The sequence below is a fragment of the Aminobacter niigataensis genome (assembly GCF_946995915.1).
Classification (GTDB): domain Bacteria; phylum Pseudomonadota; class Alphaproteobacteria; order Rhizobiales; family Rhizobiaceae; genus Aminobacter; species Aminobacter niigataensis.
The window spans coordinates 84,842-104,909 of sequence record NZ_OX341517.1 but is presented as its reverse complement, the minus strand read 5'-3'; the positions used below and the strand labels follow the sequence as shown (position 1 = coordinate 104,909).

The window sequence follows — 20,068 nt, the reverse complement described above, 5'->3', positions numbered from 1 at the left end:
GTTCCTGTTGGCTTTTGACCTGAGGGGCCAACGACCATGGCTGCAATAGGTTGCATTCTAGTTGCTGGAATCTGGTGCAGCGGCAGTTTGTCGCCCGCCTTTTCGGTCGGGCGACAAGGTTCGATCAGGCCGCACGCAACGGCTTCAGCGCTTCGCTCCAGCGGAACAGCTCTTCGAGCATCGTCTTGGCGCTGTCGTCGATCAGCGCGTTCGACTTGAACTCGCCATTCTCGTCGAGGTGCTGGGTGAAGGCCGGGATCGCGATTGCCTCGGGGATCGGCATGATCTTGACCGAGGTCAACAGCAGTTTTTCCGACTGCACGGCGCGCAGGCCGGCCGAAACGCCACCATAGCTCAGGAAGCTCGCCGGCTTGTAGTTCCATTCGCGGGACAGATAGTCGATGGCGTTCACCAGCGCCGGAGCGGCGAAGTAGTTGTACTCGGGCGTCACGAACACGAAAGCGTCGGCGGGCTTGATCGCCTCGGACCACTGCCTGGTGTGCTCGTTCTCGTACTGGCCGAGGCGCGGGTGCTTGGGTTCGTCGAAGATCGGCAGCCCGAAGGCGTCGATGTCGGTGATCACGGGGTCGAACTTGCCGTGCTCGCTTGCAAACGCTTCGAGCCAGCGGGCGAAAATGGGGCCGACGCGACCGGGGCGGGTGCTGGCCACGACGATATTGAGCTGGTGTTTCAAGATTTCAGTCCTTGGTGGGCAGGTATCAAATGGTGACCTGCGGGAGATAGTCGCCTAGACCCTCCAGTGACAAGAAGGCACCTTTTGGTAACCGGTCACATCTGGGTCATCTTGCGGCTCGGTCGCATGGACGCATGCCTCTGCCGCACCTACATTGGGCGGGTGAGGCAGAAAATCTGATGGATACCAGACCGGAACCCTTCGTCCCGCCGGCGCCGATACCGCGCACCAAGCCGCCGTCGACGCTGGAGATGATGCGTATCGTCTACCGCAACCCGCTCGAACTGTGGGGCGAGCCCTCCTACAACGAGCCGTGGATTTCGGTGTCGGGCGTCGGCGGCCCGCTGGTCATCGCCAACGATCCCGGTCTCATCCGCCACGTGCTGGTCGACAACGCCAAGAACTACAAGATGGCGACCGTGCGCCAGATGATCCTCAGGCCGATCCTGCGCGACGGCCTGCTGACCGCCGAAGGCGACGTCTGGAAGCGCTCGCGCAAGGCCATGGCGCCGGTCTTCACCCCGCGCCACATCTTCGGCTTCGCCCAGCCGATGCTCGCCCGCACGCTCGATTTCGTTAAACGCTACGAGGATGCCACCGGTACGGTCGATGTCGCCCAGGACATGACCATGCTGACCTACGAGATCCTGGCCGAGACGCTGTTTTCGGGCGAGATCGCCGGCGAGGCTGGCAGCTTCGCCCATGAGATCGACCGGCTGTTCGAGACCATGGGCCGGGTCGATCCGCTCGACCTGTTGCGCGCGCCTCAATGGCTGCCGCGCCTCACCCGCATCCGCGGCCGCAAGACCATGGCCTATTTCCGCAAGATCGTCACCGACACGGTGGCGATGAGGAGCGACAGGCTGGCCCGCGACCCCGCTGGCGTGCCGCAGGATTTCCTCACCCTGTTGCTGCGCGCAGAAGGCCCGGACGGATTGTCGCGACAAGAGATCGAGGACAACATCATCACCTTCATCGGCGCCGGCCACGAGACCACGGCCCGCGCGCTTGGCTGGACCATCTATTGCCTTGCCGAAGCCACCTGGGAGCGCGACCGCGTCGAGCAGGAAATTGACGAAGTGCTGGCCCGCGAACCCGACCCGGTGAAGTGGCTCGACGCCATGCCTTACACCCGCGCTGTCTTCGAGGAAGCGCTCAGGCTCTACCCGCCGGCGCCCTCGATCAACCGCGAACCCATCGCCGACGACGATTACAAGGGGCTGAAAATCCCCAGGAAAGCCCAGGTGCTGGTCATGCCCTGGACGGTACACCGCCACCGCAAGCTGTGGGACCGCCCCAACGCCTTCATGCCAGAGCGCTTCCATCCCGAGAACAGGGACAAGATCGACCGCTACCAGTACCTGCCGTTCGGGGCCGGCCCGCGCGTCTGCATCGGCATGAGCTTTGCCATGCAGGAAGCGATCATCGCCCTCGCCATCCTGCTCTCCCGCTTCCGCTTCGACACCGTCGCGGAAACCAAACCGTGGCCGGTACAGAAACTCACCACCCAGCCGCAGGGCGGCCTGCCAATGCGGGTGACCCGCCGCTAGACCAGCGCGAACACCCGGGCCGGGCCGCCGGTGCCGCCGCGCACCTTGGGCGCGCCGACCACGATGGTCGCGCCCTTGGCGGGCAGCTTGTCGAGATTGGCGACGCCCTCGATGCCGTAGCGCCCGGCCGGCAGCCAGGTGTTGTGAACGGCGAAGTCGGGTGAGGGGCCATGGTCGAGCGACAGGGTGTCGACGGCGATCGCCTTGACCGTCGGCTTCTCGAGCAACAGCTGCGCCGTCTCGACATGAAAGCCCGGGAAATGCAGCGTCTTGCCGTCGGCGCCGACATTGCGGAATTTCTCGGTCGCCACATGCGCGCCCCAGCCCGACAGCAGCGCCACCACGGCGCCCTCCGGCAGCTCGCCATTTGCAGCCTCCCACGCCTTGATGTCATCGGGTGTCAGCTGCGCGTCGGGATTGTCAGCCGCCTTGGTGCGGATGTCGACCACGACAAGCGGCGCGATCAGGTCCTCGACCGGCAATTCCGCCACGGACTTTCCGTCGGCGCTGAAATGCAGGGGCGCGTCGATATGCGTGCCGGTGTGCTCGCTCACCCGCCATTCGTTCAGGTTGAACGTGTCCTTGGCATGGCTGAATTTCTGCTCGATAAACAGCTGTTGTCCGCCAAAATAGGTCGGGAACTGTTCCCACAGCTCATGGGTCAGGTCTTCGGCCTTGTGCGGCGCATCGGCAGCGAACAGCGGCCTCGGCGGCAGGGCCGAGGCTAGCGCTGCGGCCCCGGCGGCAGTGATGGCTCCCTTGAACAGGCTGCGGCGGCTCAGCATGCCGCTCTTGACGGATTCGATGACGCAGTGATGGCACATGATCTCCTCCTGGGGTTGGGCGGGAGAGTGTGTGCCTGCGCTGGCGCAGCGGCAAGTGGTGCGCTTTGCACCTGACGCTGTCGCTGTAGAAAAGCGTTTCGCGGAAGTTTCGAACGCCGAAATCGGCTGCCAGCCGGGCAGGGCGGCGTATACTGAGGTGCCAGGGGCGTGGCGGAAATCCGCCGCGCAGGTCAGGAGGCCCGAATGCCAGCTCCGTCCCGCGCGCTTCTCGTCCGCATCGCTGGCCGCGTCCAGGGCGTCAGCTTCCGCGTCTGGACACAGCGCGAGGCCCAGCGCCTCGGCCTGCGAGGCTGGGTGCGCAACGAGCGCGACGGTTCGGTCAGCGCTTTGATATCAGGCCCGGACGAAGCCGTGGCGTCGATGCTGGACGCGTTTTGGCAGGGGCCGCGCGGCGCCGATGTCCGAAGCGTCGTGCCGGAGCCGGCCGATCCGTTGGGCGTGCCGGCCGGCTTCGACATCACCGGCTGACAACTCGTCAGGAGCGAACCGAGCGCCTTACGGCTTGGGGAACGGCTCCACCGTGCCCTTGAGCTTGATGGTGATCGGCTCACCGAAGCGATCCTTCGACTTGCCGGCCGGCACGCGGATCCAGCCTTCGCTGACGCAATATTCGCTGACGTCCTGGCGCTCTTTGCCGTTGAACAGGATGCCGACGCCCTGCTCCAGCGCTTCCGCGTTGAAAAAGGGGCTGCGCGGGTCGTTGCTCAGGCGGTCGGGAAGGGTCATCGATATCTCCAGTATTTCAAGGCGTCCATGCCGACGCGAAACGCGATTGCCCGCGCCGCGGCAGGCTTTGCGAGCGCTGTTAAGGGCATTGGCCATCGGGGTAAAGGCCCGCGCTCAATTCCGTCCCTGGAATGCGTTCTCGACATGCACCGGCCATCGCCTCGGCAGCACCGCCACCATGTCGAAGCGTATCGAAAGTTTTCCATAGTCCGGCTGCCGCGCCAGCCACAGGTCGGCAGCGCCTTCGATGCGGCGCTCCGAGCCATAGGCCACGGCCTCCATCGCCTCGATCAACGTCTTGCGCGCTTTCACTTCGACGATCAGCACAAGGTCGCCACGCCTCGCGATCAGGTCGATCTCGCCGAGCTTGGTCCTGTAGCGCCGGGCGACGATGCGATAGCCCTTGAGCATCAGCGCGAGCGCAGCCAGCCATTCGCCGCGATGACCGCGGCCCAGTGCCTTCTGCCGGGCGAGCCGGTCAGTCACCGGCCCCTTCCTTGAGTTCCAGCAGCCGGCGGTAGAGCACGGGCTTTTGCTGCCCGGTCATGCGCGCGGCTTCCGCCGCCGCCTTCGACGCCGGCATCTCCTTGGCCAGCGAAACCAGCAGCTTGTCGATGTCTTCCACCGTCTCGGTCCGCTCCTCGGGCGGTGCCACGCAGATGACGACCTCGCCCTTCGGCGTGTCGGCCTCGGCATAATGCGCGGCGAGTTCCGCCAGCGTGCCGGTGCGGATTTCCTCGAAGGCCTTGGTCAGCTCGCGGCCGATCGCCGCCTGGCGCGTGCCGAGCACCTCAGTCATCGCTTCCAGCGTGTCTGCCAGCCGGCGCGGCGATTCGAAGAAGATCAGCGTGCCGGGCACCGCCTTGACCTCTCCAAGCCGGGTCCGCTTCTGCCCGTCCTTCACCGGCAGGAAGCCGGCGAAGAAGAACGCATCCGAAGGCAGGCCCGAGGCGGTCAGCGCCGCCAGCACGGCCGAAGCGCCGGGAATCGGCACCACGCGGATGCCGTGCGCCTGCGCCTGCTCGACCAGCCGGAAGCCGGGATCGGAGACCAGCGGCGTGCCGGCATCCGACACCAGCGCCACGCTGCGGCCGTTCTCCAGCGCCTCGATCAGCCGTGGCCCTGCCTCGGTGGCGTTATGTTCGTGATAGGCGGTCGGCCGCTGGCGGATGCCGTAGCGGTCGAGCAGCACGCGGGTCACCCGCGTGTCCTCGCAGGCGACATGGTCGGCGCCGGCCAGCGTTTCCAGCGCGCGCAGCGTGATGTCGCCGAGATTGCCGATCGGCGTCGCCACCAGATACAGCGCCGGATCGAGCGGCCGTGCCGCGATCTCGGTCTGTCCGATCACAAAAACCCGCTTGTTGTCGCCCGTCTGCACTCAACCCCGCTCGCCGCCCTGTTCAGGAATGGACGGCTTTCGCCCTGTTTGGCACGACGCGCCCCGGCTTGCAAAACATGTGATCGTTTCTGCCTTGGCTTTGCCACAGTGCGGCGCAGAAATCGCGGCCGCGGATCGGAACAGAGATTCGCGGAAAACGGCAAAAGCACCGGCCATGCCCCATCGCTTCGACGCCTTCATCTCCCGTCTCGACGCCGCCACCAAGGCAGCACCGCCGTCACGACCTGGTGGCGACCAGAACCGCGCCCGCCGCGATCAGCGCGACGCCGAGCCAGTTCGCCGTGCTAAGTCGCTCGCCAAGGAAAATGACGCCAAACACCGCGACAAGAACGACGCTTAGCTTGTCGATCGGCGCCACCTGCGCCGCATTCCCCAGCTTCAGCGCGCGGAAATAGCACAGCCACGACGCCCCGGTGGCCAGCCCCGACAGGATCAGGAACGTGTAGGTCTTGGCCGAAATCGTGCCCAGCGCCTGCGCCTGGCCGGTGGCGGTCACGATGCCGGCCAGCACCAGCAGGATCACCACGGTGCGGATCAGCGTGGCGAAATCCGAATTGACGTTCTCGATGCCGACCTTGGCGAAGATCGCCGTCAGCGCGGCGAAAACGGCGGAAAGTATCGCCCAGAATTGCCAGGTAGAGAATGCCGTAGTCATGTCTGGCTCCGTGAATGTCATCTGTTGGCCGCTGGAAAGTTGCTTGTTCGCCTTGTAGCAGTCGCCGGCTTTCCGAAAGTCCCAAAAAAAGCAGCAGGCACGATGACGAACGCCCAGGTCCAGCCCTATTCCATCTCCGATCTTCGCGACAGGCCGGAATTCGCCGCCGAGGTCGCCGACCGCATCTGGAATGCGTGGTGGCGCGCTGACGGCCATGAACTCGCCTTCATCCGGGGACTGGTGGACGAGAATTTTTCCTCCGCCGGCCTGCCCCGGGCGCTCGTCGCTCATCGTGGCGCAACCTTCCTCGGCACGGCCCACCTGATCGACAACGATCTCGAATCGCGGCCGCAATATGCGCCATGGGTGGCGGCCGTCTGGGTCGATGAAGCCGCCAGGAAATCCGGCATCGGCGCAGCCCTTGTGCAGGCCGGGGCAGAGGCAGCGTTCGAGCAGGGTTTCGACACCGTCTATCTCTGCGCCAAGCCGGCGGTTTCCGCCTTCTACGAAAAGATGGGCTGGCAACGCATCGAGGAAGGCGTCGAAGGCCTCAACGTGTTTTCTATGGAGAGGAAGGCCTGAGCGCAGGCTGGAAGTTGGATCGTTGTTGGCTCAGCGGTGTTGGCGTGGCTTTGTCGGCTTCGCGCTGGACAGAAAGGCATTCTGAACCGCCGAGGCCGGCCGTTCAGTCACGGCATGGATCCCCGGGTCTGCGCAGTTCGCTACGCTCCTGCTCCGCCCGAGGATGACGAAGCTGTGGGAGCGTCACCGCCAATCCCCAACGGTGGCGCAGGTGCCACCAATTGGACCAGTTGTTGTAGGTATTCTCGATCTCCAGCGTCCACGATTAGCGGCGCGAAGCCTCCCCTCGTCATCCTCGGGCGGAGCAGGAGCGTAGCGAACTGCGCAGACCCGGGGATCCATGCCGTGACGTTGAAGCCGGCACCTCGGTCAAATGCTATCACGCTTGCTACCGCACCACGCCCAACGACAAGACCGGCCGCTACCGCGCGAGATCCGCCACCACCGCATCCAGCACAATCATGCCTTCCGGCGTGGCGCGCAGGCGCGAATTGCCGATCGGCGCGACCAACCCTTCGCCCTGCAGGATCGACAGCCGCGCCGAAGACAGCGACTTGCCCGAAAGCTGCTCGTAGCGGGCGAGGTCGATGCCCTCGACGAGCCGCAAGCCCATCAGCAGGAACTCGTCGGCCTCTTCGGAGCGGTTCAGCGTCTCGCCGCCGGTGATGCCGTGGCCCTGCTGCTCGACCAGTTCGGCCCAGCGTTCCGGCAGCTTCTCGGCGATGGTGACGATGCGCCTGCCGTCTTCGACGAAGCGCCCATGCGCGCCGGGGCCGACGCCGACATATTCGCCGTAGCGCCAGTAGGTCAGGTTATGCCGGCTCTCGGCGCCTGGCATGGCGTGGTTGGAAATCTCATAGGCAGGCAGGCCATGCGCCGCCGTGACATCTTGCGTGATCGCATACAGTTCGGCAGCGTGCTCGCCGTCGGGAATCTCGAACTTGCCGGCACTGTAGAGCTGGAAGAAGCGCGTGCCTTCCTCGATGGTCAACTGGTACAGCGACAGATGGTCGACGGCATAGCCGATCGCCTGCTTCAGCTCCGCCGCCCATGCATCCGGCTTCTGGCCGGGCCGGGCATAGATCAGGTCGAACGACAGGCGCGGGAAGATCTCGCGCGCCAGGCCGATGGCGTGCAGCGCCTCCTCGACGTTGTGCAACCGTCCGAGGAAGCGCAAATCGGCATCGTTCAGCGCCTGCACGCCGAGAGACACCCGGTTGACGCCGGCGGCTCGATAGCCACGGAAGCGCTCGGCCTCCACCGAAGACGGGTTGGCCTCCAGCGTGATCTCGGCGTTGCCTGAAATCGTCCAGTTGGCAGCGATCGCCTCGAGCACCGCGCCCACCGTCTCGGGCCGCATCAGCGACGGCGTGCCGCCGCCCAGGAAAATGCTCGTCACCTCGCGCGGGCCGGTGCGGGCGCGCATGGTCGCCAGCTCGGTGGCGAAGGCGCGCGCAAAACGCTCCTGGTCCACCGGATGGTGGCGGACATGGCTGTTGAAGTCGCAGTAGGGGCACTTGGCCGCGCAGAACGGCCAGTGCACATAGACGCCGAAGCCGGGGTCGCGGCTGAGCGACGCAAATGCCATCAGGCCGAACCGAGCTTGGCGCGGGCGAATTTCTGGAAGGCGCGGGCGCGGTGCGAAAGCGCCTCGGCCTGGCCGGGCTTCCAGCCGTGCTTTTCGTCAGCGCTCATCTCGCCGAAGGTCTTGTCGAAGCCTTCTGGCAGGAACACCGGGTCGTAGCCAAAGCCCTTTTCGCCACGCGGCGGCCACACCAGCGTGCCCTCGGCCTCGCCGCGGAAATATTCGGCGTGGCCGTCGGGCCATGCCAGGCAGATGACGGCGACGAAGCGGCCGCTGCGCTGGTCCGGGCTGGCCGCGCCGCGCTCCTGCATGGCGTCTTCGGTGCGCTGCATGGCCATGGCAAAGTCGCGCGTGCCGTCGGGCTTCTCGGCCCAGTTGGCGGTGTAGACGCCCGGTGCGCCGTCGAGCGCATCGACCACGAGGCCGGAATCGTCCGACAGCGCCGGCAGTTCCGTCGCGGTCGCCGCTGCCAGCGCCTTGATGTAGGCGTTCTGCTCGAAGGTCGTGCCGGTTTCGTCGGGCTCGGGCAGGCCATATTCCTTGGCCGACTTCGCCTCGAAGCCGAACGGCGCCATCAGGTCGGCGAATTCACGCAGCTTGCCGGCATTGTGGCTGGCGATCACGATCTTCTTGTCGGCGAGTTCGCGCATCAGATACCCCATATTTTCGGTTCGGCGATCTCCAGCGAATTGCCTGATGGATCGCGGAAATAGATGGAGCGGCCGCCGTTTGGCCACTCGAAATCGGCTTCGATGGCGACGCCATTGCCTTCGAGCCGCACCTTCCAGCCTTCGATTTCGCCAGCCGTGCCGGCAAAGCACAGATGTCCCTGGCCCGACGTTCCGTGCGGCGGCACCGGCAGCCTGGCGTCCGGCTTTGGCGGCTGCCGCGTCGCGTCCGCGTTGAACAGGAGCAACACCCCCTGGCCACAGCGGAAAAACACATGCCGCCCCGGCACCTTGGTGATCCGCTCCAGCCCCATCACCTCGCCATAGAACGTCTCCGCGGCATCGAGGTTGGCGACGTAGAGGGCGGATTCGAGGATGGCCGAGGGCTGCATGCCGCTTGCCTCAGCCCACCGCCATCTTCTGCAGGTCGACCAGCCGGTTGATGCCCTTGCGGGCGAGGCCCATAAGCTGCAGGAACTCTTCTTCCGAGAACGGCACGCCTTCGGCGGTGCCCTGGATCTCGACGATCCCGCCCTTGCCGGTCATCACGAAGTTGGCGTCGGTGCCCGCTGCCGAATCCTCGACATAGTCGAGGTCGATCACCGGCTGGCCGTCATAGATGCCGCAGGAAATCGCCGCGATATGATCTTTCAGCACTTTCTCGACGCTGACCATCTGGCGCGCTTCCATCCAGCGCAGGCAGTCATGCAGCGCGATCCAGGCGCCGGTGATCGAGGCGGTGCGGGTGCCGCCGTCAGCCTGGATCACGTCGCAGTCGACGGTGATCTGGCGCTCGCCCAGCGCCTGCATGTCGACGACGGCGCGCAATGAGCGGCCGATCAGCCGCTGGATTTCCTGCGTGCGGCCGCCCTGCTTGCCGGCCGAAGCCTCGCGGCGCATGCGTTCGCCGGTGGAACGCGGCAGCATGCCGTATTCGGCCGTCACCCAGCCCTTGCCGGAATTGCGCATCCAGCCCGGCACCTTCTCTTCCAGGCTTGCCGTGCACAGCACATGTGTGTCGCCGAACTTGACCAGGCACGAACCTTCGGCGTGCTTGGACACGTTACGCTCGAAGGAGATGGCGCGCATTTCGTCGAATTGGCGTTTGGAGGGGCGCATTCGGGTGCTTTCTGTGGCGAAATCGGAAATTGTCGCCGGCTTGTAGCTCCATGGCTCCGGGAGCGCAAAGGAAAACAGGTTCGCTTGTGTCCTGACGCTGGACCCGGCGGTTGTGTTCGCGGCTGCGGGGTCTATATCATTTGAGGCGGAGACCACGAACAGACATGACCAAAGCGGTAACCGACCCCAGCCTGCAGTCGCTCGACATGCGCTCGCGCGACATCTTCCGGCGCATCGTCGATTCCTACCTGCGCGACGGCGAGCCTGTCGGCTCACGCAACCTGTCGCGCATGCTGCCGTCGTCCTTGTCGCCGGCGACCGTGCGCAACGTCATGAGCGACCTCGAACATCTCGGGCTCGTCTACGCGCCACACATTTCCGCCGGGCGCCTGCCGACGCAGAAGGGCCTGCGCTTCTTCGTCGACGCCTTCATGGAACTCGGCGACCTCTCCGACGACGAGCGTCGTGTCATCGAGGCTCAGGTCAAGGCTTCGGGCGAGGGCGCCACGCTCGAACACATGCTGACCGAGGCGAGCCAGATGCTGTCGGGCATGTCGCGCGGTGCCGGCCTCGTGCTCGCGGCCAAGAACGAGGTCGCCCTCAAGCACATCGAGTTCATCCAGCTCGAACCGACCAAGGCGCTTGCCGTGCTGGTGTCGCAGAATGGCGATGTCGAGAACCGCGTCGTCGAGCTGCCGCTCGGCGTCACCGTCTCCCAGTTGCACGAAGCCTCCAACTTCCTCAACGCCCACATCCGTGGCCGCACCCTGGCCGAGGCCCGACTTGAGATCGCCCGTATCAAGGACGAGACCAAGGCTGCCCTCGACACGCTGTCGCAGGATCTGGTCGAAAAGGGTCTTGCCGTCTGGGCCGGTGCCGACAGCGGCCTGCCGGCGCGCCTGATCGTACGCGGCCGCGCCAATTTGCTCGAAAACGTCACCGCCCAGGCCGACATCGAGCTGCTCAAGCACCTGTTCGAGGACATGGAAACCCAGGACGGGCTGATCCAGTTGCTCGACCTCGCCGAGGAAGGCTCGGGCGTGCGCATCTTCATCGGCTCGGAGAACCGGCTGTTTTCGCTGTCCGGATCGTCGCTGGTCGTCGCGCCCTATCGCGACAAGGATGCCCGCGTCGTCGGCGCGCTCGGCGTCATCGGCCCGACGCGGCTCAACTATGCGCGCATCGTGCCGATGGTCGACTATACGGCGCAGCTTATTTCGCGCATGCTGAGGTAAGCTGAAACCACGGAGGACGGACCATGGCGCTCGAACAGATCAAGGCCCAGATAGCTGTCCTGCTCCAGGAAATGGTCAACCAGCCCGAGGATTCCCACGAATTGCAGGAGCAGTTGCGCGAGAAGCTGAGCGAGCTGCGCGCGCAAGGCCTGCCGCTGCCCAAGGACCTCGTCGATCTGGAAAAGCGCCTCGACGACGACTTCTCCGAGCCGGAGGAATAAGCAGCCAGCGCGCTGCGGACGGGCTCGACTGTTCGCTAGGCCTGGCCGTTCGCCGGGCCGATCGACAGGTTGCCGTTCTCGACCCTTGCGACGATCTCGCGCCCGGCCATGGTGCCCGTGAACTTGACGGTCACGCTGTCGTTGCTGCCCTCGAACCGGACCGTGACCGTGCCGTCGTCATTGTGCGCGAGCGTGGCCTTTGCAGGATCGAGGCGTGTGGCACCGTCGCCGCTGTAGCGAGCGATGTTCAGCGGAGCATTCGTCTCGACGACATCGTTGCCGTCGCCTTCCGCCATCCTCAGCGTCGCGGCCCGATTGGCGGTGCTGTCGAGCTTGATCAGGTCGTTGCCCTTGCCGCCCAGCGCCATCAGGTCGCGGCCGGACAATTGCAGCACATCATTGCCGTCGCCGCCCCCGGCTCTGACCTCGAGGCCGGACAGGTGCAGCACGTCGTTACCGTCGCCGCCACTGGCAAACGCATCCCACCTGGCGGTGACCCGGATGGTGTCGTCGCCATCGCCGCCGTCGATGAAGCTGGTACTGGCTGCGGTGACGGCAATGACGTCGTCGCCGTCGCCGCCATAGAGGCCGGACACGCTGCCCTTGGCGGAAACGGCGATCGCGTCGCGCCCGTCGCCGCCGGAGACGTGGTCAACGCCGCCGGCCGTGGCGATGGCGATGGCATCGTCGCCCTCGCCACCATCGACCAGTCGCACCTCGCGTTGCGCGGAGATCGAGATCGCGTCGGCGCCACGGCCTCCATCGACGATCCAGATCGAGCCTGCCGTGGTGATGGCTATGCTGTCGTTGCCGTTGCCGCCATCGGTGCGTGTCACATCGCCCCGGCCTGCAATGGCGATCGTATCATTGCCGTCACCGCCGTCGACGAGATCGACGGCCGGTTCGAAGCCTGCGTAGGGTTTGCTGCTCGCGAGCCCGAGCACGGAGATGTGGTCGTTGCCCTTTTCTCCGGAAACGCCCATCACCCGGTTTCCGACAACCTGGATGATGTCGTTGCCGTCCGCAGCACCGGCGGAAATGTAGTCCTTGTTCGAGGATATGACCGACAGGTTGAGGTTGCCCGAACCTGTCGCCCTGACCTGCGTGATGTGGTTCATGTCCTCGCCGCCCGTGTCGAACTCAAATCGCTCGACCTCCATGCCGAGCGCGTTGCCGGACGAACTCACCGAAGCCCGGATGCCTTCCGACTCCACCAGGATGCGCATGATCGCCGATACCGCTGCGCTGGGCGAATATTTGAGGCCCGGCAGCGATTGGTTCTTTGCGGCGTCGGTGCCGGCAGGAAGCCCGCCGCGCGCATTCAGCTGCTGCAGCAGATTGACTGAAACGGACGTGTAGGAAATCGTCGGAGTGTGAATCTTCAGCACTGGCTAATTTCCCGGAAGTCTCACGGCACTCCAGGAATTGTCGTCGGTAGACGCTAACGGAAAGTGAAAGCCAAGTTGATTGGAAGACTTTCTTTTTGCGAAATCTATGCTGATCTTGAGTCTTTGCTCTTGTATTCCTCGCCCCATGTCACCTGCCTGTAGTCAAAGCCGTATTCCAGCGTCGGCTTGACGATGCGGAAATAGGGCGACAGGTCGAAGTCGCGCGGCGTGTACAGCGAGTGGTGGCGGATATGCATGATCTCGCGCCGCATGTAGCTCGATTGCGCCGAGGCGCGGCCGGGCGCCCGGGTGATTTCCGGCAGGATCGGGTAGCGGATCTCGCCATAGGCCTCGGCGATCATCGTCGAGCAGATGGCGCGCGTCGGGTCGCCCGACCCGAAGGCGATCATGCGGCGGCGCCAGCGCACCGGCACCGGCGGCCTCGGTATGAAGTAGCGCAGCATGTCGGTGATGTTCTTGAGGTCGTATTTCAGCCCCAGGCGCTGGATCATGAACCTGACGACATGGTCGCGATCCTCCGGAGACAGGCCGTTGGCGCGGCAGATGCGGGTGTTGTAGGTCCGGTATTTCGACAGCGGCACCGCCACGCAGCCGTCGCCGAGGTTGACCTCGATCAGCCGCGGCCGCTCCGAGCCATCAGCGGGTTCAGGCAAGGCGTCGCCGACATAGAGCGCCGAATGCGACCAGGTCGACTGGGTCAGGTACTTGATGACGGCCGAAATGCGCTGGTTGCCCTCGATCAGCAGGATGTCGCCGGGTTCCAGCGTCCGGCGCAAGGTCTCCGGATCGGACGGCGTATAGGGTTCGTAGCCGGAGGATGCGACCTGCAGTCGGGCGGCAAGCCAGCGGCCAATGCGGTCTAGTAATGTGTCGGTCTTTTGCGTCATGACGCACAGGACGTAACATGAGCCGGCCCGGGGAGGCCAGCCGCAGCCGCATCAGTCCGCTTCGTTCTCCGCCATGCTGTCGTTCAGGTCCTGGCGGGCCTTCTTGGCGAGCTTGCGCGCGGCGCGCCTGGGCTTTTCCTCGAACAGCTTGGCGGCATCGGCAAGGCAGAGCTTGCGCAGTGCTTTTTCCGCGCGCCTGAGCAGCCGGACCAACTGTTTCGGCTCGGGGCCGTCGAAGGGCGCTTCGCGTGCCTCGATTAGCGCGCGCATGACGAACACGTCGTGCAACTCGCCCAGGCTTTCGCCCAGTTCTTCGGCGCGTTCGCGGCGCGGCTTGACGGGTGCGGGCCAGAGCTTGCGCAGCAGCGCCAGATGCGCGGCATGCGTCTTCACTGCCTTGCGCAGGTCGTGGAAATCGTTGGGCTCGCCGCGTTCGCGCGATTGCTCCAGTGCCTTGCGCGCATACCGCAAAGTTGCCAGCGCCCCGTCGGCAAGCACATCTGCCGCATTTTCCGGATGATCGGGGAGGATGAGCATTTCGAGCGCGACCATGCCGGCCTGGCATTCCGCGACGGCGTTGTCGAGCACTGCGCCGAGCCCTGCCTGGCCGTAGGCAGCTTCGGTGCGGTGGCGCGCCAGCATGGCGCGAATGCCGGCAAGGCCGGCGCCATCGGCGTCCTCGGGAAAATCGGCGATCAGCCGGTCGATCGTCTCGATCAGCGCCGTCGCCTGGCGCGGGCCGGCGATCGACAGCGAGATGTCGCGGTAGCGGTTGTTTTCGGCGCGGCAGAACGCTTCGTCGCCCGGGTGAACCAGGCGCAGCAGCGCGCGCAGCGCCTTGATGCGCTTGCGGGCGCTGTGCAGCGATTTTTCCGGGTTGTCGCGGGCAATGTTGAGATGCGCGACGATCTTGTCGATCTCCCCGCCGGCAATGCGGCGAACCTCTGCGGTAAGCGCCAGCCGGGGATCGATGCGAAAGCTCATGCGACGGCTTCCGGCACGTCGCTGAGGGCCAGCGACGCGTTGTAATAGCGCGCGTCGTCGGTGACTTCCTGGCCGATCCACGCCGGCAGGTCCGATGCCGGCACGTCGTCCGGCGTTTCCAGTTCCGCAATCACCAGGCCGCTCAGCTCCCCGCCGAATACATCGATCTCGTAGAGTCGCCCGCGATGGCTAACATGGTGACGTGTCTTCTCGATGACACGGCCGACGGCGAAACCGGCCATCTCCTCGGCTTCGGCCAACGGCACCTGATATTCGAACTCGTCGCGTTCGCGGCCCCGGGAGCCGAATTTCAACGTCAGCGTCGCGCGCTTGCCGTCGGAAATCCGAAGCCGGACCGAGCGGCCCGTATTCGAGGCGAGATAGAACTGCCGGATGCGAATCCTGTCTTCGACAAGGCTCCGCCATTCCGGTCCCTTCACCAGGAATTTGCGTTCGATTTCCTTTGCCATGGCGGTAGTAAAGCGCGCCCCGTCCTGCAGCGCAACAATTCACTTGACTTTAATCAATCGATTGATTAAATAACGAGTATGAGCAAGACACAGACCCCGCAAACGACCACCGCAGCCGACGCCACCCGCATGGCGCTGGTCAAGGCAGCGCTTCAGCTTTTCGGCCGGCAGGGCTTCGACGGCACCTCGACCCGCGAGATCGCGGCCGCCGCCAATGCCAATATCGGCTCCATCGCCTATCATTTCGGCGGCAAGGAAGGGCTCCGGCTGGCCGCCGCCGATTACATCGTCGAGACGATTCAGACCATTGCCGCCCAGGCCTTCGGCAGTTCCGCTCCGGCCCTGCCGGATAACGCCGAGCAGGCCGAAGCGCAGCTCGACGCCACGGTCGAGCGCATGGTCGGCTTCATCGTCGCGCGTCCCGAGGCTGGCGAGATCGTCCAGTTCGTGCTGCGCGAACTGTCGACGCCGACCGACGCGCTCGATCGCATCTACAGCGGCGTCTTCGAGCCGGTTCACCGCAGGCTGTGCCAGCTCTGGGCGACGGCCACCGGCGAGCAAGCCGAAAGCGAGAAGACCCGCATCAGCGTGTTCATGATGATCGGCCAGGTCGTCTATTTCCGCATCGCCCGCGCCGCCGTCATGCGGCGCATGGATTGGGCCGACATCGGTCCCGCCGAAGCCGCCAAGGTCATCGGCATCGCCAAGGAAAACGTCGCGGCCATCATCGCCGCGCGAAAGGCAGGAAAGCCATGAGTATCCTCTGTTCCATTCCCTTCGCCGCATCCCTGTTCACAGCCTGCGCCGCCCCGGCACCGCTCGCCGTCGGCTACGTCGAGGGCGACTATGTCCTGCTCGCCCCCATTGAGGTGGCGCAGGTGGAGACGGTTTCCGTCCGCCGCGGCGATCGCGTCCAGGCGGGCAGGCCGATCGTCTCGCTCGAAAGTGGCGACGCCAGGATCGCCGTGACCCAGGCCGAGGCGGCCCTTGCCCAGGCAAGGGCGGAACTCGCCGATCTCAAGGTCGGCAAACGTCCCGAAGAGATCGCGGCCCTCGAGGCGACTGTCCGCTCGGCCAAGTCCCAGGCCGAGGAAGCGAACCGCGTTCAGGCACGGACGCAGGATCTGTTGAAGCGCGGCATCGCCACCCAGGCCCAGATGGACGAAGCAAGAACGCGGGTCGAGGTCGCGGAAGCGGCCATCGGTCTTGCCGAAGCCAACCTGAGCGTCGCCGGCCTGCCCGCGCGCGCGGAAGCCATCAAGGCTGCCGAGAAGGAGGTCGAGCAGGCGGAGTCGGCCCTCGGCCAGGCTCGCTGGCGGCTTTCCAAGCGCGCGCTTGCCGCACCCACCGACGGCCGCGTCGACGATGTCATCCGCAATGCCGGCGATACTGCCGGACCGTCGTCTCCGGTGGTCTCGGTGCTGCCGGACGGTGCGGTCAAGCTGACGCTGTTCATCCCCGAGACCGCCTTCTCCTCGGTTCATGTCGGCACGCGGCTGGCCGTACGTTGCGACGGCTGCCCCGAGGGGCTAACGGCCAAGGTCAGCTATGTCTCGCCCGACCCCGAATTCACCCCGCCGGTGATTTACTCGCTCGAGAACCGGCAGAAGCTCGTCTATCTCGTCGAGGCCCGCCCGGAAGACACGGGCTCCGCCCTGCAGCCGGGGCAGATCGTCGATGTGGCACTGGAAGAGAGCGAATAGCGAATAGGGGGTAGCGAATAGTGCAGCACGCCATGACAGCCGCGCTCGTCCCTACTCCCTACTCCCTACTCCCTACTCGCCATTCGCCATTCCCTACTCGCTCCGCTGCCGGAGGCAGCACCCAATGAACGCCATCGAAGTCACCAACCTGGTCAAGCGCTTCGGCAACAAGACCGTCGTCGACCACGTCACCATGACGGTCGCCGAGGGCGAGATCGTCGGCTTCCTCGGGCCCAACGGCTCGGGCAAGACCACCACCATCCGCATCATGTGCGGCCTGCTCACGCCCGATGAGGGTGACGGCCAGGTGCTTGGTTATGACCTGCGCACCGACGGGCTGAAGATCAAGCGCGAAGTCGGTTACATGACGCAGAAGTTCTCGTTCTACGAGGACCTGACGATCGGCGAGAACCTCGAATTCGTCGCCCGGCTCTACAAGCTCCGGCTGGTCGAGGAACACGTCGCCCGCACCCTCGACGAACTCGGCCTGACCAGCCGCCGCAACCAGCTCGCAGGCACGCTGTCGGGCGGCTGGAAGCAGCGCCTGGCACTCGCCGCCTGCATCATGCACAAGCCGAAGCTGCTTCTGCTCGACGAACCCACCGCCGGCGTCGATCCCAAGGCGCGGCGCGAGTTCTGGGACGAGATCCACCGGCTGGCGCGCGGCGGGCTCACCGTCCTGGTCTCGACCCACTACATGGATGAGGCCGAGCGCTGCCACCGCATCAGCTACATCTCCTATGGCAAGATGCTGGCTTCCGGCACCGTCGAAGACGTCGTGCGCAATGCCGGGCTGACCACCTTCGTCGTTTCCGGCCCGCGCCTCGACCAGATCGCCGCCGCACTCGAGGGCAGGCCCGGCGTCGAGCAGGTCGCGCCGTTCGGTGCCACGCTCCACGTCGTCGGTTCCGACCGCCAAAAGCTCGAAGCGGCACTTGCCGACATCCGCGGCCGCAAGGACGTGACCGTCGAACCGGGCGAGACCAGCCTGGAAGACGTGTTCATCCAGTTCATGGCCGGCTCCAGGGACAACATGTCATGACAAGCCTCACCAACGGCATCTTCTCCTTTGCCCGGCTCGGCGCATTGCTGACCAAGGAGTTCATCCAGATGCGGCGCGACCGCATCACCTTCGCCATGATGCTGGGCGTGCCGCTGATGCAGCTCGTGCTGTTCGGCTTCGCCATCAACAGCGACCCCAAGAGCCTGCCGGCCGCGCTCGTTGCCACCAGCAACGACCAGTACACGCGCGCCATGGTCTCGGCGCTGCAGAATACCAACTACTACCGCTTCGACCACATCGCCGAAACCGCAGCCGAGGCCGAGGAGCTGATGGCCAGCGGCGAGGTCGCCTTCGTCGTCACCATCCCCGCCGATTTCGGCCGCCGGGTGGCCAGCGGCGACGCGCCGCAGATCCTGATCGAGGCCGATGCCACCGATCCCTCCGCGTCCAGCGGCGCAGTGTCGACGCTCGGCACCGTCGCCAACCAGGCGCTGCTGAGAGCACAGGGAATGCAGGCAGCTGCGGCAGAGGCGGCCAAAGGCCAGCTCGAGGTCGTCGTCCACCGCCGCTACAATCCCGAAGGCATCTCGCAATACAACATCGTGCCCGGCCTGCTCGGCGTCATCCTGCAGATGACCATGGTGATGATGACCTCGATGGCGCTGACGCGCGAAACCGAGCGCGGCACCATGGAGAACCTGCTTGCCATGCCGGCAAGCCCGGCCGAGATCATGCTCGGCAAGGTGCTGCCCTATCTCGTCGTCGGCGCCGTCCAGGTGGCGGTGGTGCTGATCGCCTCGAAGCTGCTGTTTTCCATCCCCTTCATCGGCTCGCTGTCCTTGCTGCTGTCGGCGATCCTGGTCTTCGTGCTGGCGCTGGTTCTGCTCGGCTACACCATCTCGACCATTGCCCGGACGCAGATGCAGGCGATGCAGCTGACCTTCTTCTTCTTCCTGCCGTCGATCCTTTTGTCGGGCTTCATGTTCCCCTATCGCGGCATGCCCGGCTGGGCCCAGGCGCTGGGCGAGATCCTGCCGCTGACGCATTTCCTGCGCATCATCCGCGCCGTCATGCTCAAGGGTGCCGAGTTCCCGGCCATCGCCGCCGAGGTCGGCATACTCGCCTTGTTCGTCGCGGTCTTCGCCGGCCTCGCGCTGTTCCGCTTCCGCCGCACGCTGGATTGAGTTCCACTGGCCATTGGCCGCACCGGGCCGAGGGTGCGGCACATGCTTTTCTCAGCCATTCGTCTGAGGCCGCACATTTGCGGGTTGGCATTTGGCGCCCGCTGTCTAACATGATCGCAACTTGCGCGGGGGGAGCCGACGCAAGGCTTCAGATTCACAGGGAGGACACCAAGATGCTGAATGTAAAGACCAGGTTTCTCGCCGCTGGCGCGGTAGCAATGTCGATGGCGTTTGCTGCCATGCCGGCCAACGCCCAGCAGTTCATCAACGTGCTGACTGGCGGCACCTCCGGCGTTTATTATCCGCTCGGCGTGGCGCTGTCGGAGATCTACGGTAAGAGCATCGAGGGCGCGCGCACCCAGGTGCAGGCTACAAAGGCCTCGGTCGAGAACCTCAACCTGCTCCAGCAGGGCAAGGGCGAGATCGGCTTCGCCCTCGGCGACTCGGTGGCGCTGGCCTGGAAGGGCAATACCGAGGCCGGTTATCCCGGCAAGCTCGACAAGCTGCGCGGCATCGCCGCGATCTATCCCAACTTCATCCAGATCGTAGCAAGCCAGGAATCGGGGGTGAAGTCGCTCGCCGACCTCAAGGGCAAGAGCCTGTCGGTCGGCGCGCCGGCATCGGGCACCGAGCTCAACGCCCGCGCCATCCTCACTGCTGCCGGCATGAAGTACGAGGACCTCGGCAAGGTCGAGTACCTGCCCTTCGCCGAATCCGTCGAACTGATCAAGAACCGCCAGCTCGACGCCACGCTGCAGTCGGCCGGGCTCGGCGTCGCTTCGATCCGCGACCTGGCGACCTCGCTGCCGATCACCGTCGTCGCCGTGCCCGCCGCCGATGTCGAAAAGGTAGGTGCGCCCTACATGGCGGTGACCATTCCGGCCGGCACCTATGACGGCCAGACGACCGACGTGCAGACCGCAGCCGTCGGCAACTTCCTCGTCAGCCATGACGGCGTTTCCGAAGAGGTGGCCTACCAGATGACCAAGCTGCTGTTCGAAAATCTCGACAAGCTGTCGGCAGCGCATGCGGCCGCCAAGGGCATCGACCTTGCCAAGGCGCTCGACGGCATGCCGATCCCGCTGCATCCCGGCGCCGAGCGCTATTACAAGGAAAAAGGGCTGATCAAGTAATCGCGGTCTCAGCGTA

Annotated in this window: 24 protein-coding genes; 10 read left to right on the top strand and 14 right to left on the bottom strand. The window is 65.2% G+C overall.

Annotated features, from left to right (window positions below):
- Positions 1-124: 124 nt before the first annotated feature.
- Positions 125-694, bottom strand: a complete 570-nt coding sequence (locus tag O1Y97_RS00545; RefSeq protein WP_318762733.1) for an NADPH-dependent FMN reductase — start codon at positions 692-694, stop codon at positions 125-127.
- A gap of 179 nt (positions 695-873) precedes the next feature.
- Between O1Y97_RS00545 and O1Y97_RS00540 the strand changes: the two genes are divergently transcribed.
- Complete coding sequence (locus O1Y97_RS00540) at positions 874-2,244, top strand: cytochrome P450 (RefSeq protein ID WP_183262917.1); 1,371 nt, start codon at positions 874-876, stop codon at positions 2,242-2,244.
- Here the strand turns inward: O1Y97_RS00540 and O1Y97_RS00535 are convergent.
- Entirely contained in the window at positions 2,241-3,068 is an 828-nt protein-coding gene (locus O1Y97_RS00535; protein ID WP_318762732.1) for a cyclase family protein, read from the bottom strand. The genes O1Y97_RS00540 and O1Y97_RS00535 overlap by 4 nt on opposite strands.
- A gap of 204 nt (positions 3,069-3,272) precedes the next feature.
- Here O1Y97_RS00535 and O1Y97_RS00530 point away from each other — a divergent pair, with 204 nt between their 5' ends.
- Positions 3,273-3,557 (top strand): acylphosphatase, encoded by a 285-nt coding sequence (locus O1Y97_RS00530; RefSeq protein WP_108605471.1) that lies wholly within the window; start codon positions 3,273-3,275, stop codon positions 3,555-3,557.
- A gap of 27 nt (positions 3,558-3,584) precedes the next feature.
- Here the strand turns inward: O1Y97_RS00530 and O1Y97_RS00525 are convergent, their stop codons facing one another.
- From O1Y97_RS00525 to O1Y97_RS00510, 4 genes are all read right to left on the bottom strand, one after another.
- The gene (locus O1Y97_RS00525) at positions 3,585-3,815 is read right to left on the bottom strand and encodes a DUF3297 family protein (protein WP_318762731.1); all 231 of its coding nucleotides are present in this window, start codon (positions 3,813-3,815) and stop codon (positions 3,585-3,587) included.
- 114 nt (positions 3,816-3,929) lie between these two features.
- Complete coding sequence (locus O1Y97_RS00520; protein WP_108605470.1) at positions 3,930-4,301, bottom strand: YraN family protein; 372 nt, start codon at positions 4,299-4,301, stop codon at positions 3,930-3,932.
- Positions 4,294-5,193, bottom strand: a complete 900-nt coding sequence (gene rsmI, locus O1Y97_RS00515) for a 16S rRNA (cytidine(1402)-2'-O)-methyltransferase (RefSeq protein ID WP_318762730.1) — start codon at positions 5,191-5,193, stop codon at positions 4,294-4,296. The genes O1Y97_RS00520 and rsmI overlap by 8 nt, the downstream gene beginning before the upstream one ends.
- 238 nt (positions 5,194-5,431) lie before the next feature.
- Positions 5,432-5,869 carry an EamA family transporter gene (locus O1Y97_RS00510; protein ID WP_318762729.1) on the bottom strand — a complete coding sequence of 146 codons (438 nt, stop codon included), beginning with the start codon at positions 5,867-5,869 and terminating at the stop codon, positions 5,432-5,434.
- 102 nt (positions 5,870-5,971) lie between these two features.
- Between O1Y97_RS00510 and O1Y97_RS00505 the strand changes: the two genes are divergently transcribed.
- Entirely contained in the window at positions 5,972-6,451 is a 480-nt protein-coding gene (locus O1Y97_RS00505) for a GNAT family N-acetyltransferase (protein WP_318762728.1), read from the top strand.
- A 421-nt stretch (positions 6,452-6,872) separates the two neighbouring features.
- On the opposite strand, the gene hemW is transcribed toward O1Y97_RS00505, so the two are convergent.
- Genes hemW through rph form a run of 4 tightly spaced genes read right to left on the bottom strand, consistent with a single transcriptional unit; the run spans position 6,873 to position 9,823 of the window.
- Entirely contained in the window at positions 6,873-8,039 is a 1,167-nt protein-coding gene (gene hemW, locus O1Y97_RS00500; protein WP_318762727.1) for a radical SAM family heme chaperone HemW, read from the bottom strand.
- A complete protein-coding gene (gene rdgB / locus O1Y97_RS00495; RefSeq protein WP_318762726.1) occupies positions 8,039-8,686 on the bottom strand; it encodes an RdgB/HAM1 family non-canonical purine NTP pyrophosphatase in 648 nt (215 codons plus the stop codon). The genes hemW and rdgB overlap by 1 nt, the downstream gene beginning before the upstream one ends.
- Positions 8,686-9,096: a VOC family protein gene (locus tag O1Y97_RS00490; RefSeq protein ID WP_318762725.1), complete on the bottom strand. Its 411-nt coding sequence runs from the start codon at positions 9,094-9,096 to the stop codon at positions 8,686-8,688. The genes rdgB and O1Y97_RS00490 overlap by 1 nt, the downstream gene beginning before the upstream one ends.
- A gap of 10 nt (positions 9,097-9,106) precedes the next feature.
- Positions 9,107-9,823, bottom strand: a complete 717-nt coding sequence (rph, locus tag O1Y97_RS00485; protein ID WP_318762724.1) for a ribonuclease PH — start codon at positions 9,821-9,823, stop codon at positions 9,107-9,109.
- Positions 9,824-9,987: 164 nt separating this feature from the next.
- On the opposite strand from rph, the gene hrcA reads away from it, so the two are divergent.
- Both hrcA and O1Y97_RS00475 read left to right on the top strand, forming a co-directional pair.
- The gene (gene hrcA / locus O1Y97_RS00480; RefSeq protein WP_183262906.1) at positions 9,988-11,058 is read left to right on the top strand and encodes a heat-inducible transcriptional repressor HrcA; all 1,071 of its coding nucleotides are present in this window, start codon (positions 9,988-9,990) and stop codon (positions 11,056-11,058) included.
- Between the two features lie 23 nt (positions 11,059-11,081).
- Positions 11,082-11,279 carry a hypothetical protein gene (locus tag O1Y97_RS00475; protein WP_108605461.1) on the top strand — a complete coding sequence of 66 codons (198 nt, stop codon included), beginning with the start codon at positions 11,082-11,084 and terminating at the stop codon, positions 11,277-11,279.
- Positions 11,280-11,314: 35 nt separating this feature from the next.
- Here the strand turns inward: O1Y97_RS00475 and O1Y97_RS00470 are convergent, their stop codons facing one another.
- The 4 genes from O1Y97_RS00470 to O1Y97_RS00455 form a co-directional block, all read right to left on the bottom strand.
- Positions 11,315-12,667, bottom strand: a complete 1,353-nt coding sequence (locus O1Y97_RS00470; protein ID WP_318762723.1) for a calcium-binding protein — start codon at positions 12,665-12,667, stop codon at positions 11,315-11,317.
- 104 nt (positions 12,668-12,771) lie between these two features.
- Positions 12,772-13,575, bottom strand: a complete 804-nt coding sequence (locus tag O1Y97_RS00465; protein ID WP_318762722.1) for a C40 family peptidase — start codon at positions 13,573-13,575, stop codon at positions 12,772-12,774.
- A 51-nt stretch (positions 13,576-13,626) separates the two neighbouring features.
- A complete protein-coding gene (locus tag O1Y97_RS00460) occupies positions 13,627-14,559 on the bottom strand; it encodes a CHAD domain-containing protein (RefSeq protein WP_318762721.1) in 933 nt (310 codons plus the stop codon).
- Positions 14,556-15,029, bottom strand: a complete 474-nt coding sequence (locus O1Y97_RS00455) for a CYTH domain-containing protein (RefSeq protein WP_108605457.1) — start codon at positions 15,027-15,029, stop codon at positions 14,556-14,558. Before O1Y97_RS00455 ends, O1Y97_RS00460 begins: the two co-directional genes overlap by 4 nt.
- Before the next feature lie 78 nt (positions 15,030-15,107).
- Between O1Y97_RS00455 and O1Y97_RS00450 the strand changes: the two genes are divergently transcribed.
- From O1Y97_RS00450 to O1Y97_RS00430, 5 genes are all read left to right on the top strand, one after another.
- Positions 15,108-15,785: a CerR family C-terminal domain-containing protein gene (locus O1Y97_RS00450; protein ID WP_183262902.1), complete on the top strand. Its 678-nt coding sequence runs from the start codon at positions 15,108-15,110 to the stop codon at positions 15,783-15,785.
- A complete protein-coding gene (locus O1Y97_RS00445; protein WP_183262901.1) occupies positions 15,782-16,732 on the top strand; it encodes an HlyD family secretion protein in 951 nt (316 codons plus the stop codon). The genes O1Y97_RS00450 and O1Y97_RS00445 overlap by 4 nt, the downstream gene beginning before the upstream one ends.
- 124 nt (positions 16,733-16,856) lie before the next feature.
- Complete coding sequence (locus O1Y97_RS00440; RefSeq protein ID WP_318762720.1) at positions 16,857-17,774, top strand: ABC transporter ATP-binding protein; 918 nt, start codon at positions 16,857-16,859, stop codon at positions 17,772-17,774.
- On the top strand, positions 17,771-18,919 hold the full coding sequence (locus O1Y97_RS00435) for an ABC transporter permease (RefSeq protein WP_108605453.1): 1,149 nt from the start codon (positions 17,771-17,773) through the stop codon (positions 18,917-18,919). Before O1Y97_RS00440 ends, O1Y97_RS00435 begins: the two co-directional genes overlap by 4 nt.
- 173 nt (positions 18,920-19,092) lie before the next feature.
- Entirely contained in the window at positions 19,093-20,052 is a 960-nt protein-coding gene (locus O1Y97_RS00430; protein ID WP_318762719.1) for a TAXI family TRAP transporter solute-binding subunit, read from the top strand.
- Positions 20,053-20,068: the final 16 nt, after the last annotated feature.

What these genes read in the sequence shown, in the direction of transcription:
- hemW (WP_318762727.1), bottom strand. Translation starts at nt 8,039, where the DNA reads ATGGCATTTGCGTCGCTCAGCCGCGACCCCGGCTTCGGCGTCTATGTG.
- O1Y97_RS00490 (WP_318762725.1), bottom strand. Translation starts at nt 9,096, where the DNA reads ATGCAGCCCTCGGCCATCCTCGAATCCGCCCTCTACGTCGCCAACCTC.
- hrcA (WP_183262906.1), top strand. Translation starts at nt 9,988, where the DNA reads ATGACCAAAGCGGTAACCGACCCCAGCCTGCAGTCGCTCGACATGCGC.
- O1Y97_RS00435 (WP_108605453.1), top strand. Translation starts at nt 17,771, where the DNA reads ATGACAAGCCTCACCAACGGCATCTTCTCCTTTGCCCGGCTCGGCGCA.
- O1Y97_RS00530 (WP_108605471.1), top strand. Translation starts at nt 3,273, where the DNA reads ATGCCAGCTCCGTCCCGCGCGCTTCTCGTCCGCATCGCTGGCCGCGTC.
- O1Y97_RS00525 (WP_318762731.1), bottom strand. Translation starts at nt 3,815, where the DNA reads ATGACCCTTCCCGACCGCCTGAGCAACGACCCGCGCAGCCCCTTTTTC.
- O1Y97_RS00440 (WP_318762720.1), top strand. Translation starts at nt 16,857, where the DNA reads ATGAACGCCATCGAAGTCACCAACCTGGTCAAGCGCTTCGGCAACAAG.
- O1Y97_RS00445 (WP_183262901.1), top strand. Translation starts at nt 15,782, where the DNA reads ATGAGTATCCTCTGTTCCATTCCCTTCGCCGCATCCCTGTTCACAGCC.
- rdgB (WP_318762726.1), bottom strand. Translation starts at nt 8,686, where the DNA reads ATGCGCGAACTCGCCGACAAGAAGATCGTGATCGCCAGCCACAATGCC.
- O1Y97_RS00510 (WP_318762729.1), bottom strand. Translation starts at nt 5,869, where the DNA reads ATGACTACGGCATTCTCTACCTGGCAATTCTGGGCGATACTTTCCGCC.
- O1Y97_RS00505 (WP_318762728.1), top strand. Translation starts at nt 5,972, where the DNA reads ATGACGAACGCCCAGGTCCAGCCCTATTCCATCTCCGATCTTCGCGAC.
- O1Y97_RS00455 (WP_108605457.1), bottom strand. Translation starts at nt 15,029, where the DNA reads ATGGCAAAGGAAATCGAACGCAAATTCCTGGTGAAGGGACCGGAATGG.
- rph (WP_318762724.1), bottom strand. Translation starts at nt 9,823, where the DNA reads ATGCGCCCCTCCAAACGCCAATTCGACGAAATGCGCGCCATCTCCTTC.
- O1Y97_RS00475 (WP_108605461.1), top strand. Translation starts at nt 11,082, where the DNA reads ATGGCGCTCGAACAGATCAAGGCCCAGATAGCTGTCCTGCTCCAGGAA.
- O1Y97_RS00540 (WP_183262917.1), top strand. Translation starts at nt 874, where the DNA reads ATGGATACCAGACCGGAACCCTTCGTCCCGCCGGCGCCGATACCGCGC.
- O1Y97_RS00465 (WP_318762722.1), bottom strand. Translation starts at nt 13,575, where the DNA reads ATGACGCAAAAGACCGACACATTACTAGACCGCATTGGCCGCTGGCTT.
- O1Y97_RS00535 (WP_318762732.1), bottom strand. Translation starts at nt 3,068, where the DNA reads ATGTGCCATCACTGCGTCATCGAATCCGTCAAGAGCGGCATGCTGAGC.
- O1Y97_RS00460 (WP_318762721.1), bottom strand. Translation starts at nt 14,559, where the DNA reads ATGAGCTTTCGCATCGATCCCCGGCTGGCGCTTACCGCAGAGGTTCGC.
- O1Y97_RS00450 (WP_183262902.1), top strand. Translation starts at nt 15,108, where the DNA reads ATGAGCAAGACACAGACCCCGCAAACGACCACCGCAGCCGACGCCACC.
- O1Y97_RS00430 (WP_318762719.1), top strand. Translation starts at nt 19,093, where the DNA reads ATGCTGAATGTAAAGACCAGGTTTCTCGCCGCTGGCGCGGTAGCAATG.